Source organism: Xenorhabdus budapestensis, assembly GCF_017743015.1.
GTDB lineage: Bacteria > Pseudomonadota > Gammaproteobacteria > Enterobacterales > Enterobacteriaceae > Xenorhabdus > Xenorhabdus budapestensis.
On sequence record NZ_CP072455.1, the window covers coordinates 358,687 to 373,285 of the forward strand.

8 protein-coding genes are annotated in these 14,599 nt (G+C 45.4%); 6 read left to right on the forward strand and 2 right to left on the reverse strand.

All coding sequences use genetic code 11. From position 1 onward, the window contains the following. Nucleotides 1-3 precede the first annotated feature (3 nt). The 6 genes from rplA (at nucleotide 4) to HGO23_RS01515 (ending at nucleotide 12,218) form a co-directional block, all read left to right on the forward strand. Nucleotides 4-705, forward strand: coding sequence for a 50S ribosomal protein L1 (rplA, locus tag HGO23_RS01490; RefSeq protein ID WP_099134965.1), 702 nt, complete (start codon nucleotides 4-6; stop codon nucleotides 703-705). Nucleotides 706-1,043: 338 nt separating this feature from the next. Beyond that, on the forward strand, nucleotides 1,044-1,541 hold the full coding sequence (rplJ, locus tag HGO23_RS01495) for a 50S ribosomal protein L10 (RefSeq protein WP_099134966.1): 498 nt from the start codon (nucleotides 1,044-1,046) through the stop codon (nucleotides 1,539-1,541). A gap of 63 nt (nucleotides 1,542-1,604) precedes the next feature. After that, nucleotides 1,605-1,970 (forward strand): 50S ribosomal protein L7/L12, encoded by a 366-nt coding sequence (rplL, locus tag HGO23_RS01500; protein WP_209027707.1) that lies wholly within the window; start codon nucleotides 1,605-1,607, stop codon nucleotides 1,968-1,970. Between the two features lie 423 nt (nucleotides 1,971-2,393). Next, on the forward strand, nucleotides 2,394-6,422 hold the full coding sequence (gene rpoB, locus HGO23_RS01505; RefSeq protein ID WP_099134968.1) for a DNA-directed RNA polymerase subunit beta: 4,029 nt from the start codon (nucleotides 2,394-2,396) through the stop codon (nucleotides 6,420-6,422). Nucleotides 6,423-6,598: 176 nt separating this feature from the next. Then, nucleotides 6,599-10,822 carry a DNA-directed RNA polymerase subunit beta' gene (rpoC, locus tag HGO23_RS01510; RefSeq protein WP_209027709.1) on the forward strand — a complete coding sequence of 1,408 codons (4,224 nt, stop codon included), beginning with the start codon at nucleotides 6,599-6,601 and terminating at the stop codon, nucleotides 10,820-10,822. Between the two features lie 100 nt (nucleotides 10,823-10,922). Beyond that, entirely contained in the window at nucleotides 10,923-12,218 is a 1,296-nt protein-coding gene (locus HGO23_RS01515; protein ID WP_209027711.1) for a polysaccharide deacetylase family protein, read from the forward strand. Between the two features lie 135 nt (nucleotides 12,219-12,353). Here the strand turns inward: HGO23_RS01515 and malM are convergent, their stop codons facing one another. Together malM and HGO23_RS01525 are read right to left on the reverse strand one after the other, a co-directional pair. Next, nucleotides 12,354-13,295, reverse strand: coding sequence for a maltose operon protein MalM (malM, locus tag HGO23_RS01520; protein ID WP_209027712.1), 942 nt, complete (start codon nucleotides 13,293-13,295; stop codon nucleotides 12,354-12,356). A gap of 20 nt (nucleotides 13,296-13,315) precedes the next feature. Further along, nucleotides 13,316-14,593: a maltoporin gene (locus HGO23_RS01525; protein WP_209027714.1), complete on the reverse strand. Its 1,278-nt coding sequence runs from the start codon at nucleotides 14,591-14,593 to the stop codon at nucleotides 13,316-13,318. Nucleotides 14,594-14,599 lie beyond the last annotated feature (6 nt).

Consider the following 14,599-nt stretch of genomic DNA (forward strand, 5'->3'; position numbering starts at 1 on the left):
TCAATGGCTAAACTGACCAAGCGCATGCGCACTATTCGTGAAAAAGTTGATGCAACTAAACAATATGACATTAACGAAGCTGTTGCTCTGCTGAAAGAATTGGCTACTGCTAAATTCGTAGAAAGCATTGACGTAGCTGTCAATCTTGGCATTGATGCTCGTAAATCTGACCAGAATGTTCGTGGTGCAACTGTACTGCCACACGGTACTGGTCGTTCAGTACGCGTTGCTGTATTTACCCAAGGTGCAAACGCTGAAGCAGCTAAAGCTGCTGGCGCAGAACTGGTAGGTATGGAAGATCTGGCTGAACTGATTAAGAAAGGCGAGATGAATTTCGACGTAGTTATCGCATCTCCAGATGCAATGCGCGTTGTTGGCCAATTAGGTCAAATCCTGGGGCCACGTGGCCTGATGCCAAACCCGAAAGTTGGTACTGTAACTCCTAACGTTGCTGAAGCTGTACAGAACGCTAAAGCAGGTCAGGTTCGTTACCGTAACGACAAGAACGGTATCATCCACACCACCATCGGTAAAGTTGACTTTGACGCTGACAAACTGAAAGAAAACCTGGAAACTCTGCTGGTTGCGCTGAAAAAAGCTAAGCCATCTTCTGCTAAAGGCGTTTACATCAAGAAAGTTAGCCTGTCCACTACCATGGGCGCAGGTGTTGCGATCGACCAATCTGGTCTGAACACCGTAGCTTAATAATTTAAGCTAAAAGCGAATAACGCTTTACCTTGGCGTCAGATTTGTCTAAAATCTGACGCTTCAAATTTGCCTGAACAGATGTATAACAATTGATAATAATTGATACATAAAACGTATCAGGACAAATCACAGTTTTCGGTTGGAGCTTGGCCTAATCCAAGCCCCGTCCAAGACCGCAGGCGTAAAATTACTTAATATCCTGCGTAGACGGTGACAGAGCCAAAAGAAATTTATTTTCTGGATTCTGCTCACCGTGTTTTAGCGCTCAGGCACATTTCGTGCTTTGAGTGAAGTGAGTCCCGGGTTTGCCCGGTTAATCCAGGAGCAAGAAGCTAATGGCACTAAATCTTCAAGACAAACAAGCGATTGTTGCTGAAGTCAGCGAAGTAGCCAAAGGCGCGCTGTCTGCGGTTGTTGCGGATTCTCGCGGCGTTACCGTAGATAAAATGACTGAACTGCGTAAAGCAGGTCGCGAAGCTGGCGTTTACATGCGTGTTGTTCGTAACACTCTGATGCGTCGTGCTGTTGAAGGTACTGAGTATGAGTGCCTGAAAGAAGCGTTTGTTGGTCCAACCTTGATTGCTTTTTCTAACGAACATCCGGGCGCAGCTGCTCGTCTGTTCAAAGATTTCGCGAAAGCGAACCCAGCATTCGAGATTAAAGCAGCAGCCTTTGAAGGTGAGTTTATCCCAGCGAGCAACATCGATCGTCTGGCAACACTCCCAACTTACGAAGAAGCAATCGCACGCCTGATGTCAACCATGAAAGAAGCCGTTGCAGGCAAACTGGTTCGCACCCTGGCTGCGCTACGCGATCGGAAAGACGCAGCTTAATTGCTTATTTCTTTCGTTGCTTTTTAACGTATAAATTTTTTCTGAATTTTAGGAACACTTGTTATGTCTATCACTAAAGAACAAATTCTGGACGCAGTTGCAGAAATGTCTGTAATGGACGTTGTTGAAATTATCAGCATGATGGAAGAAAAATTCGGCGTTTCTGCTGCTGCTGCTGTAGCTGTAGTTGGTGCTGCTGCTGAACCAGTTGAAGAGAAAACTGAATTCGACGTAATCCTGACTGGCGCTGGTGCTAACAAAGTTGCTGTAATCAAAGCAGTACGTGGCGCAACTGGTCTGGGTCTGAAAGAAGCTAAAGACCTGGTTGAAAGTGCACCAGCAGCACTGAAAGAAGGCATCAGCAAAGAAGACGCTGAAGCTCTGAAAAAATCTCTGGAAGAAGCAGGTGCTTCTGTTGAGATCAAGTAAGATCAGTTTGAAGTTCGCAGCCTGATTTACTAGGCTGGCGGCTGGCGATTTTTTAATCGCCAGCCTTTTTGCGCTGTAGAGCACCTTGTTGTTTTAAAGTCATGTTGTTTTATAAAGTCATTTTGGAGTTTTATAAGGCATATGCTCTATAGAGCACAACGCAGGGAGTTAGTAGCATTTCACACTGTTTGGCTACTAATGAACCCACAATACTCCTTCCTATTGACGACTTAATATACTGCGTTCTCAGCTACTATCCACTTGGGTAGCTCGGTAGTAAGGTAACGTAATGAAATGATTTAAGAGTAATAGTAATGAGTATTACGGAAAATATTCTATTTTCTGGTCGAAAAAATAGTGTTGTAGAGTGCTGTCCTTAAGGGCGGACAGAGTGGGTCACTTATCAGCGAGCTGAGGAACCCTATGGTTTACTCCTATACCGAGAAAAAACGTATTCGTAAGGATTTTGGTAAACGTCCACAAGTTTTGGATGTTCCATACCTTCTTTCTATCCAACTTGACTCGTTCCAGAAGTTTATCGAGCAAGATCCTGAAGGCCAGAATGGACTGGAAGCGGCCTTCCGTTCTGTGTTCCCAATTCAGAGTTACAGCGGCAGTTCTGAGCTGCAATATGTAAGCTACCGTCTTGGCGAACCTGTTTTTGATGTTCAAGAATGTCAGATCCGTGGCGTGACTTATTCCGCTCCACTGCGTGTTAAACTGCGTCTGGTGATCTATGAGCGTGAAGCGCCAGAAGGCACAGTTAAAGACATCAAAGAACAAGAAGTCTACATGGGTGAAATTCCACTCATGACTGATAACGGGACTTTCGTTATCAACGGTACTGAGCGTGTAATCGTATCTCAGTTGCATCGTAGCCCAGGCGTTTTCTTTGACAGCGATAAGGGTAAAACCCATTCATCCGGTAAGGTACTATATAATGCACGTATCATTCCTTACCGTGGTTCATGGCTGGATTTCGAATTCGATCCTAAAGATAACCTGTTTGTGCGTATCGACCGTCGTCGTAAATTACCGGCTTCGATTATTCTGCGCGCGATGGATTATACCACTGAGAACATTCTGAACCTGTTCTTCGATAAAACTATTTTCGAAATCCGCGACAATAAATTGCAGATGACTCTGGTTCCAGAACGTCTGCGTGGCGAAACAGCTTCATTCGATATTGAAGCAAACGGCAAACTTTATGTTGAAAAAGGCCGTCGTATCACTGCTCGCCATATCCGTCAGTTAGAAAAAGATCAGGTAGACCGTATTGAGGTGCCTGTCGAATATATTGCGGGTAAAGTTGTTGCAAGAGATTACATCGATCAGAACACAGGTGAAATCATCTGTACTGCTAACATGGAACTCTCTTTGGATCTGCTGGCGCGTTTGAGCCAATCTGGTCATAAAACCATTGAGACCCTGTTCACCAATGACTTGGACCACGGGGCATACATTTCCGAAACTCTGCGTATTGACCCAACCAACGATCGTTTGAGCGCATTGGTTGAAATTTACCGCATGATGCGTCCGGGCGAACCACCAACCCGCGAAGCTGCAGAAAACTTATTTGAGAACCTGTTCTTCTCTGAAGATCGTTATGATCTGTCTGCAGTTGGCCGTATGAAGTTCAACCGCTCCTTGGATCGTGAAGAGGTTGAAGGTTCCGGTATCCTGAGCAAAGATGACATCATTGATGTCATGAAGAAGCTTATTGATATCCGTAACGGTAAAGGCGAAGTGGATGATATTGACCACTTGGGCAACCGTCGTATTCGTTCCGTTGGTGAAATGGCTGAAAACCAGTTCCGTGTTGGTCTGGTACGTGTAGAACGTGCGGTGAAAGAGCGTTTGTCTCTGGGTGATTTGGATACCCTAATGCCACAGGACATGATCAACGCCAAGCCAATTTCTGCGGCAGTGAAAGAGTTCTTTGGCTCCAGTCAGTTGTCTCAATTTATGGACCAGAACAATCCACTGTCTGAAATCACCCATAAACGTCGTATTTCTGCTTTGGGTCCGGGTGGTCTGACCCGTGAACGCGCAGGCTTTGAAGTTCGAGACGTACACCCGACTCACTATGGTCGTGTATGTCCAATTGAAACGCCTGAAGGTCCAAACATTGGTCTGATTAACTCACTGTCTGTTTATGCACGTACTAACGAGTATGGTTTCCTTGAAACCCCTTATCGTTTAGTACGCGACGGTGTAGTAACAGATGAGATTCATTACCTGTCAGCGATTGAGGAAGGTAACTACGTCATTGCGCAGGCTAACTCCGCATTGGACGAAGAAGGCCACTTTATCGAAGAACTGGTAACTTGCCGTCACTATGACGAATCCAGTTTGTTTAACCGTGATCAGGTTCAGTACATGGACGTTTCGACACAACAGATCGTGTCCGTCGGTGCTTCCTTGATCCCATTCCTTGAACACGATGACGCCAACCGTGCATTGATGGGTGCAAACATGCAACGTCAGGCGGTTCCAACTCTGCGTGCAGATAAGCCGCTGGTTGGAACAGGTATGGAGCGTGCGGTAGCGGTTGACTCTGGTGTAACCTCCGTTGCTAAACGTGGTGGTGTGGTTCAGTACGTTGACGCATCCCGTATCGTGATTAAGGTTAACGAAGATGAAATGTACGCGGGTGAAGCGGGTATTGATATCTATAACCTGACTAAATACACCCGTTCTAACCAAAATACTTGTATCAACCAGATGCCATGTGTATCTCTGGGTGAACACGTAGAACGTGGTGACGTTCTGGCTGATGGTCCATCCACTGACTTGGGTGAACTGGCGCTGGGTCAGAACATGCGCGTGGCGTTCATGCCATGGAATGGTTATAACTTCGAGGACTCCATCCTCGTTTCGGAACGTGTAGTTCAGGAAGACCGTTTCACTACTATTCATATTCAAGAACTGGCTTGTGTATCCCGTGATACCAAACTGGGGCCTGAAGAGATCACCGCTGACATCCCTAACGTGGGTGAAGCAGCGCTGTCTAAGCTGGACGAATCCGGTATCGTTTATATCGGTGCGGAAGTGAAAGGTGGCGACATTCTGGTGGGTAAAGTAACACCGAAAGGTGAAACGCAGTTAACGCCAGAAGAAAAACTGTTGCGTGCGATCTTTGGTGAAAAAGCATCTGACGTTAAAGACTCATCACTGCGCGTACCGAACGGTGTTTCCGGTACTGTTATCGACGTACAGGTCTTTACCCGTGATGGTGTAGAAAAAGACAAGCGTGCGCTGGAAATCGAAGAGATGCAGTTGCGTCAGGCGAAAAAAGACTTGACTGAAGAACTGCAAATTTTCGAAGCCGGACTGTTTGCCCGTATTCGCAATGTACTGATTTCCGGTGGCATTGAAGCGGAGAAATTAGACAAACTGCCACGTGAGCGCTGGTTAGAACTGGGTCTGGCTGATGAAGATAAACAAAATCAGCTTGAGCAGTTGGCAGAACAGTATGACGAACTGAAAGCTGAGTTCGAGAAGAAGCTGGATGCTAAACGCCGTAAGATCACTCAGGGTGATGACTTGGCACCGGGCGTACTGAAAATTGTCAAAGTTTATCTGGCAGTGAAACGTCAGATCCAGCCTGGTGACAAGATGGCAGGTCGTCACGGTAACAAGGGTGTAATCTCTAAGATTAACCCGATCGAAGACATGCCTTACGATGAAAACGGTACTCCGGTTGACATCGTACTGAACCCGCTGGGCGTACCATCACGTATGAACATCGGTCAGATTCTGGAAACCCACTTGGGTATGGCGGCGAAAGGTATTGGTGACAAGATCAATGCGATGCTGAAACAGCAGCAGGAAGTTGCCAAACTGCGTGAATTCATCCAGAAAGCTTATGATCTGGGTGATGACACCCGTCAGAAAGTTGATTTGAATACTTTCACTGACGACGAAGTCATGCGTCTGGCTGAAAACCTGAAAAACGGTATGCCAATCGCAACTCCAGTCTTTGACGGTGCGAAAGAGACTGAAATCAAAGAGCTGTTGAAATTGGGTGGTTTACCGACCTCCGGTCAGATCACACTGTTTGATGGCCGTACTGGTGAGCAATTTGAGCGTCAGGTAACTGTTGGTTACATGTACATGCTGAAATTGAACCACTTGGTTGATGACAAGATGCATGCTCGTTCTACCGGTTCTTACAGTCTGGTTACTCAGCAGCCGCTGGGTGGTAAGGCACAGTTCGGTGGTCAGCGTTTCGGTGAGATGGAAGTGTGGGCACTGGAAGCATACGGTGCAGCATATACTCTGCAAGAAATGCTTACCGTTAAATCTGATGATGTTAACGGTCGTACCAAGATGTATAAAAACATCGTGGATGGTAACCACCAGATGGAACCAGGTATGCCGGAATCTTTCAACGTATTGCTGAAAGAGATCCGTTCCTTGGGTATCAATATCGAGCTGGAAGACGAATAAATTGTTTTCCGCTGGCACTGTCCGGCCTTATGTTGAAACCGGGTGTTGAAAGATAGACTGCGTGTTGAAACATATAGCAATGTCGGGCAGTTTGCCAGCCAGTGGTTACACTGGTCATAGGGGGGAGTGGCATGGGCCACTCACCTAACAGGTCTAACTCCGACAGGAGCCATTTCGTGAAAGACTTATTGAAGTTTCTGAAAGCGCAAACCAAGACCGAAGAGTTTGATGCGATCAAAATTGCTCTGGCCTCTCCAGATATGATCCGTTCGTGGTCATTCGGGGAAGTAAAAAAGCCGGAAACCATTAACTACCGTACGTTCAAACCTGAGCGTGACGGCCTTTTCTGTGCACGTATTTTCGGGCCAGTAAAAGATTATGAATGCTTGTGTGGTAAATACAAGCGTTTGAAACACCGTGGTGTGATTTGTGAGAAGTGTGGTGTTGAGGTTACTCAGACTAAAGTTCGCCGTGAACGTATGGGGCACATCGAACTGGCATCTCCGACTGCTCACATCTGGTTTCTGAAATCTCTGCCATCCCGTATCGGTTTGTTGCTGGATATGCCGCTGCGCGACATTGAACGCGTATTGTACTTCGAATCCTATGTGGTTGTTGAAGGCGGTATGACCAGCCTTGAGCGCAGCCAGATCCTGACTGAAGAACAGTATCTGGATGCACTGGAAGAATTCGGTGATGAATTCGACGCTAAAATGGGTGCGGAAGCGATCCAATCTTTGTTGAAGAACATGGATCTGGAAAACGAATGTGAAACCCTGCGTGAAGAACTGAATGAAACCAACTCTGAAACTAAGCGCAAAAAGCTGACTAAGCGCATTAAATTGTTGGAAGCTTTCATTCAGTCTGGTAACAAACCAGAGTGGATGGTTCTGACCGTTCTGCCAGTTCTGCCACCGGATCTGCGTCCATTGGTTCCACTGGATGGTGGTCGTTTCGCAACTTCAGACCTGAACGATCTGTATCGTCGCGTTATTAACCGTAACAACCGTCTGAAACGCCTGTTGGATCTGGCTGCGCCAGATATCATCGTACGTAACGAAAAACGTATGTTGCAGGAAGCGGTTGATGCATTGCTGGACAACGGTCGTCGCGGTCGTGCGATTACAGGTTCCAATAAACGTCCTCTGAAATCCTTGGCAGACATGATTAAGGGTAAACAAGGTCGTTTCCGTCAGAACCTGCTGGGTAAACGTGTTGACTACTCAGGCCGTTCTGTAATTACCGTAGGTCCATACCTGCGTCTGCATCAGTGTGGTCTTCCTAAGAAGATGGCACTGGAGCTGTTCAAGCCATTCATTTATGGCAAGCTGGAACTGCGTGGTCTGGCGACTACCATCAAAGCAGCCAAGAAAATGGTTGAACGTGAAGAAGCGGTTGTATGGGATATCCTTGATGAGGTTATCCGTGAGCACCCGGTTCTGTTGAACCGTGCACCAACCCTTCACCGTCTGGGTATTCAGGCATTCGAACCAGTTCTGATCGAAGGTAAGGCAATCCAGCTGCACCCGCTGGTGTGTGCGGCTTATAACGCCGACTTCGACGGTGACCAGATGGCTGTTCACGTGCCGTTGACACTGGAAGCTCAGCTGGAAGCGCGTGCGCTGATGATGTCTACCAACAACATCCTGTCTCCAGCGAGTGGTGAACCAATTATCGTTCCATCTCAGGACGTTGTATTGGGTCTGTACTACATGACTCGTGACTGTGTTAACGCGAAAGGCGAAGGCATGGTTCTGACCGGTCCTAAAGAAGCAGAGCGCGTATACCGTGCAGGTCTGGCTTCTCTGCACGCCCGTGTCAAAGTTCGTATCACTGAAGAAGTGAAAGATGGTGAAGGTAATGTCACCGTTAATACAGGGTTGGTTGATACGACCATCGGTCGTGCCATCCTGTGGATGATTGTACCAAAAGGTCTGCCATACTCACTGATTAACCAGCCACTGGGTAAAAAAGCTATCTCTAAAATGCTGAATACCTGTTACCGCATACTGGGCTTGAAACCAACCGTTATTTTGGCTGACCAGACCATGTATACCGGTTTTGCTTACGCTGCCCGTTCAGGGGTATCCGTAGGTATTGATGATATGGTTATTCCTGAGAAGAAAGAAGGCATCATTGCTGAAGCAGAAGCTGAAGTTGCCGAAATTCAGGAACAGTTCCAGTCAGGTCTGGTAACTGCGGGTGAACGTTATAACAAGGTTATCGATATCTGGGCTGCGGCGAACGAACGTGTTGCTAAGGCGATGATGGAAAACCTCTCTTCTGAAACTGTTATTAACCGTAATGGTGAAGAAGAGCAGCAGGTTTCCTTCAACAATATCTTTATGATGGCAGACTCCGGTGCTCGTGGTTCTGCGGCTCAGATCCGTCAGTTGGCGGGTATGCGTGGTCTGATGGCAACGCCAGATGGTTCCATCATCGAAACCCCAATCACTGCGAACTTCCGTGAAGGTCTGAACGTACTCCAGTACTTCATCTCAACTCACGGTGCTCGTAAAGGTCTTGCGGATACCGCATTGAAGACCGCGAACTCCGGTTACCTGACACGTCGTCTGGTTGATGTTGCTCAAGACCTGGTTATCACTGAAGATGACTGTGGTACTCACGACGGTATCCTGATGACTCCGGTCATTGAGGGTGGTGACGTTAAAGAACCTCTGCGTGAACGTGTACTGGGTCGTGTGACTGCTGAAGACGTTCTGAAACCGGGTTCAGCGGATATTCTGGTTCCACGTAATACACTGTTGAACGAAAAATGGTGTGATCTGTTAGAAGAAAATTCCGTTGACAGTGTGAAAGTACGTTCCGTAGTTAGTTGTGAAACTGATTTCGGTGTTTGTGCAAAATGTTACGGACGTGACCTTGCTCGTGGTCATATCATCAACAAAGGTGAAGCAGTTGGTGTTATCGCGGCACAGTCAATCGGTGAACCAGGTACACAGCTGACGATGCGTACGTTCCACATCGGTGGTGCGGCATCTCGTGCGGCAGCAGAATCCAGCATTCAGGTACGTAACAAAGGTCAGCTGAAACTGACTAACGCAAAATTTGTTACTAACTCTGTGGGCAAACTGGTTATTACTTCCCGTAATACCGAATTGCGCCTGATTGATGACTTCGGTCGTACAAAAGAAAGCTATAAAGTACCTTACGGCTCGGTATTGGCTAAAGGTGATGGTGAAGCAGTAACTGGCGGTGAAACCGTTGCGAACTGGGACCCACACACCATGCCAGTCGTGAGTGAAGTGTCCGGTATCATCCAGTTCTACGATATGGTTGATGGTCAAACCATCACCCGTCAAACGGATGAACTGACCGGTCTGTCATCACTGGTAGTTCTGGATAGCGCAGAGCGTACTGGTAGCGGTAAAGACTTGCGTCCGGCTCTGAAAATCGTAGATGCTCAGGGTAACGATGTTCTGATCCCAGGTACAGATATGCCTGCTCAGTACTTCCTGCCGGGTAAAGCGATTGTTCAGCTGGAAGATGGCATGGCTATCTCTGCGGGTGATACGTTGGCGCGTATTCCTCAGGAATCTGGCGGTACTAAAGATATCACCGGTGGTCTGCCACGCGTTGCAGACCTGTTCGAAGCTCGTCGTCCGAAAGAGCCTGCTATTCTGGCAGAGATCAGCGGTATCGTTTCCTTCGGTAAAGAAACCAAAGGTAAGCGCCGTCTGGTAATCAGCCCACTGGATGGTAGTGATGCTTACGAAGAGATGATCCCTAAATGGCGTCAGCTCAACGTGTTCGAAGGTGAGGTTGTTGAACGTGGTGACGTGATCTCCGATGGCCCAGAATCTCCACATGACATTCTGCGTTTGCGAGGTGTTCATGCTGTTGCTCGTTACATCACCAACGAAGTTCAGGAAGTTTACCGTTTGCAAGGCGTTAAGATTAACGATAAACACATCGAAGTTATCGTTCGTCAGATGCTGCGTAAAGCTACCATTGCAAGTGCGGGAAGTTCTGAATTCCTTGAAGGCGAGCAGGTTGAATACGCACGCGTTAAAGTTGCTAACCGTAAGCTGGAGCAGGACGGCAAAGTACCTGCGACTTTCCACCGTGATCTGCTGGGTATCACCAAAGCGTCACTGGCAACAGAATCTTTCATCTCTGCGGCGTCGTTCCAGGAAACAACCCGCGTATTGACTGAAGCAGCTGTTGCAGGTAAACGTGATGAATTGCGTGGTCTGAAAGAGAACGTTATTGTGGGTCGCTTGATCCCTGCGGGTACAGGTTATGCTTACCATCAGGATCGTATGCGTCGTCGTCACGAAAATGAAGTGGTTGAAGCACCACAAGTCAGTGTTGACGAAGCCACTGCAAACCTTGCTGAATTGTTGAATGCTGGTTTCGGTAGCAGTAATAACGAGTAAACTCGTGATGATGATGAATAATAGTATACTTAATCAGTATAGCTAATTGTAAAATGCCCTCTCTTGGTAGAGGGCATTTTTTATTGGGTGGAAAATACAAATGAGACGAATCGTTCATGTTTCTGTAATGGTTTTCTTACTGTCCTTGATATTTTTTCTCAATCCGGCCGTAGCACATCAGCATGATCGGTCAGACTATCTCTATATGGAGGTAACCAGAGACAGTGAAATCTATGCCTGGATTGGTGAACATGTTATTCAGGTTGGGCTATTCAAAAAAGGGCAAAACCTGAAAGTGATTCAGGAAGAAGGGGAAAACAGTGATTATTACGAATTTAGCTTTGGTAATGGAAAAGGTTATATTGCTAAAGGTAACTTAAGAGAAATAAAAAAATCTACATTTCCTATTGACCCTTTCCAGACTCTCAATAAAAAAGCATCACAAGGCTTAGTTATTTTTAAGGACATTCGAGTCTATAGCACACCGAAAGTAGATAATAAACCCGTCGCAATTTTGGCAGCGGATCTCCGTTATCCAATTTTGGATAAATTACAGGACGCTTCACATCATATTTGGTATGAAATTAATTTAGGCGATCGCTTGGGTTACATTAGTGACCAAGATGCTGAGTTGGATAATGGTATTCCTGTATTGACTTATCACCATATTCTTAAAGATAAGGAAAATAAACGTTTTTTCCATACTTCAACGACCACATCTTTGACTGCCTTTCGTAATCAGATGGCTTATCTGAAACAGGCGGGCTATACCACGATTTTATTGTATGAATTGGAAGGATACCTAAATGGAGCCATTAACTTGCCAGCTAAAGTGGTTGCTTTGACATTTGATGATGGATTGAAATCTGTATATCGGTATGCTTATCCAATATTGAAAGAGAATGGGCAGAAGGCAACACTTTTTATTATTTCATCCCGAATTAAGCGTCATCCACAGAAATGGAACCCTAATAGCCTGCAATTTTTAAGCCTTTCTGAATTATACTCCCTGCAGAATGTTTTTGATTTTCAATCTCATACCCATTTCTTGCATCGTCTAAATAAAAATAAACAGCCAATATTATTCAGTCGTTCATACCGCAATATCTTGTATGATTTTGAGCGTTCACGCCGGGCATTATTACAATTTAATCCCCATGTACTTTATCTCTCTTATCCTTTTGGTGGGTATAATCAGACAGCGATGAAAGCTGCCAAAAATGCAGGATTTCATTTAGCGGTTACTACAGTACAAGGGAAAGTAAAGCTAGGTGATAATCCTTTCTCTTTGAAGCGATTATATATATTACGGACAGATCCCATTGAAAAAATGGCAAAAATGATTTCTAACCAGGCAGATACTGTATCTTTACAGCCTATAGATAACAGGATGTAAAATATTAATACATTACCAGGTTTTTAGGGGTTCACCATAGTTATAAACATATCTGAATTTATAGGATATAGAGCCTATTCCTTTAGGCCCTAAGTTTAATTATTGAATCTCACTATAGCTTTCGCTGAATCAAGCTTATTCTTTGTTTTTTACCATTTTGATAAAAGTTTCTCGTGCACTTGGTGAGCCAAGACGTTCTGCTTCATCTAATAACTTCAGTGCCTTATCAATATCACCACTTCTAATCGCTTTTTTAATAGCATCATTGAAATACTGTTCGGTATCACCTAAGACTGGTTTGGTTTCCGGTGTAATAGGTGACGGTTGTCCAGAAGGAGCTGTATTTAGTTGTGTAGAACCAACAGTCACTGTTTTAGGCTCGGATACAGTAAAAGAATGACCAATTAAAATATTTCCAGCATCTCGTTCCGATTTCACTTTCAGTGTTAAAATACCAGTATCGGTATGGCGAGCTATCGGATTAGGAATATTAGGCACAGCATTACCGACTCCCTGTGCATAGGCTTTGGCTGGATTAACCATTTCTGTGGATGTTTGTAGATCTGCATGGGTCGTATAAATCAGCATATAAATTTGCTGTTGCCCTAATGCGGGTGTCAGTTTTAATGTTCCCTCAAGCCTGTCTGCCGACATAATACTTGGCTGCTGATAGGTAAAATAATGACTTGGATAAAACGCAGCAGGACGGAATTGTTCATCAAGCACTAACACATTAGGTGAATAAACCTGCCTATCTTTTATCGGGCTACTCAGGGTTATTTTCAATGCTCCATGATTGGCAGGTAAAGCAAGAGCAGCAACTGGACCCTGGATATTTCCTTGGTTAAGCTGAAGTGATGCATGACTAAGAGTCACTGTTTGCTTGGCATTGGTATTCACCGATTGCCATGCTAATTTCTGTAAAACGGAGATAGGTAAAGAAGGCGCAACGAGGTTGCGCTTTCTCAAATCAGTTATGGTCTTATCAGAAACAGTCTCAGTGACAGCATAAGTTATTGTGGGTATGTTCATGTAGAACAAGATACCGAAACAAATAGGAAGTAGTTTGATTCTCATCTTATGACCTTTGCCTGACATTACCACCAAGCCTCAAATTGAGCCCCAAACGTGAATTCATCACTCTTACCACGGCTGAAACGGTGTGCCGATGTGTCAGAATAAGCAACGCCATCAAGATAACCGACATTGTTATTGGCATAACCCCACTTTTCATTCCATTTAGCATAAGTAACAAATAAACGGATAGCAGGGCGGGACCAGATACTATCCCCAGCTTGCCATTGCTGAGCCAATGTAATTTTGTATTGGTTATTTGTTGCTTTAGTGCGTTGAGATTTTACATTGTCATAGCCAGCTTCCATCAACGTACTCATAACGGGGGTCCACTTATACATTGGTCGGATCCCAACCGTATACCATGTGGTGCCGTTACGATTGTCGCGATCAATATCCTGATACATAGCCACGTACATCAGATCCCATTTTTTTGCCAGATTGATTGCACCATGATTTAAAATACGCAGCATATGACCATTATTGTTGATGTTGGCACCTTCTGGACGACCATTATTGCTGGAAGTCATAGAGTCAGTTGCATACTGAACGACAAACTTGTTGAATCCTCCCAACATACTTTGTGTGTGTTCAGCCGTTAGCATAACGCCATCTTTGGAGGCATTTTTATTCAGATGATAGCCTTTACGTGCATTAGCGCGTCCATAGTCAATCCCCAATTCCAGCGTTCCACCATCATTGATAGGTAAATTAGCAAGCCGAATATCGAAAACATCATTAGAGGTGGAGGGATCGCCCTGTTTACCTGCAATCCAGCCATATGAGCCACCTTTTTCGGTATTGCGAGTCACAGCAAGAGAAAGTTTGCCCAAACCAAGATCAATATTCTCCAAACCTGCACCAGGGCCTGAGATATCCCAATAATAAAAATCGATCATATGCACATCATGGCGTTGGTAAAAGCGCTTACCTGCCCATAAAGTCGAGCCGGGCAGCCAATCAATGATATTACTTGCTTTCACATTCATTTCACGGAGAGCTGGGCTGGTTGATTCCCAATCGCTCTTTTGCGAGATGGAATAGGCCAGATTAGTGTCAAAATAGAAGCGTTTGTCACCTTCCTGCCACAATTCTTGCCCTAATTTTAATTCGGCATAGGTTTCACACTCATTGCCGAGGCGATATTTACTTTGTGCTCCTGTACTTTGAGCACATTTTTGTTCACCTCCACTGCCTGTCCAACCAATACCTGAACGGGCATAACCGTGAAAGTCTACCGCAGCGGCTTGTATGGAAAAGAATCCAGCCAGTATAGTCAATGAGAGAGGTAAGATACGCATTAATAA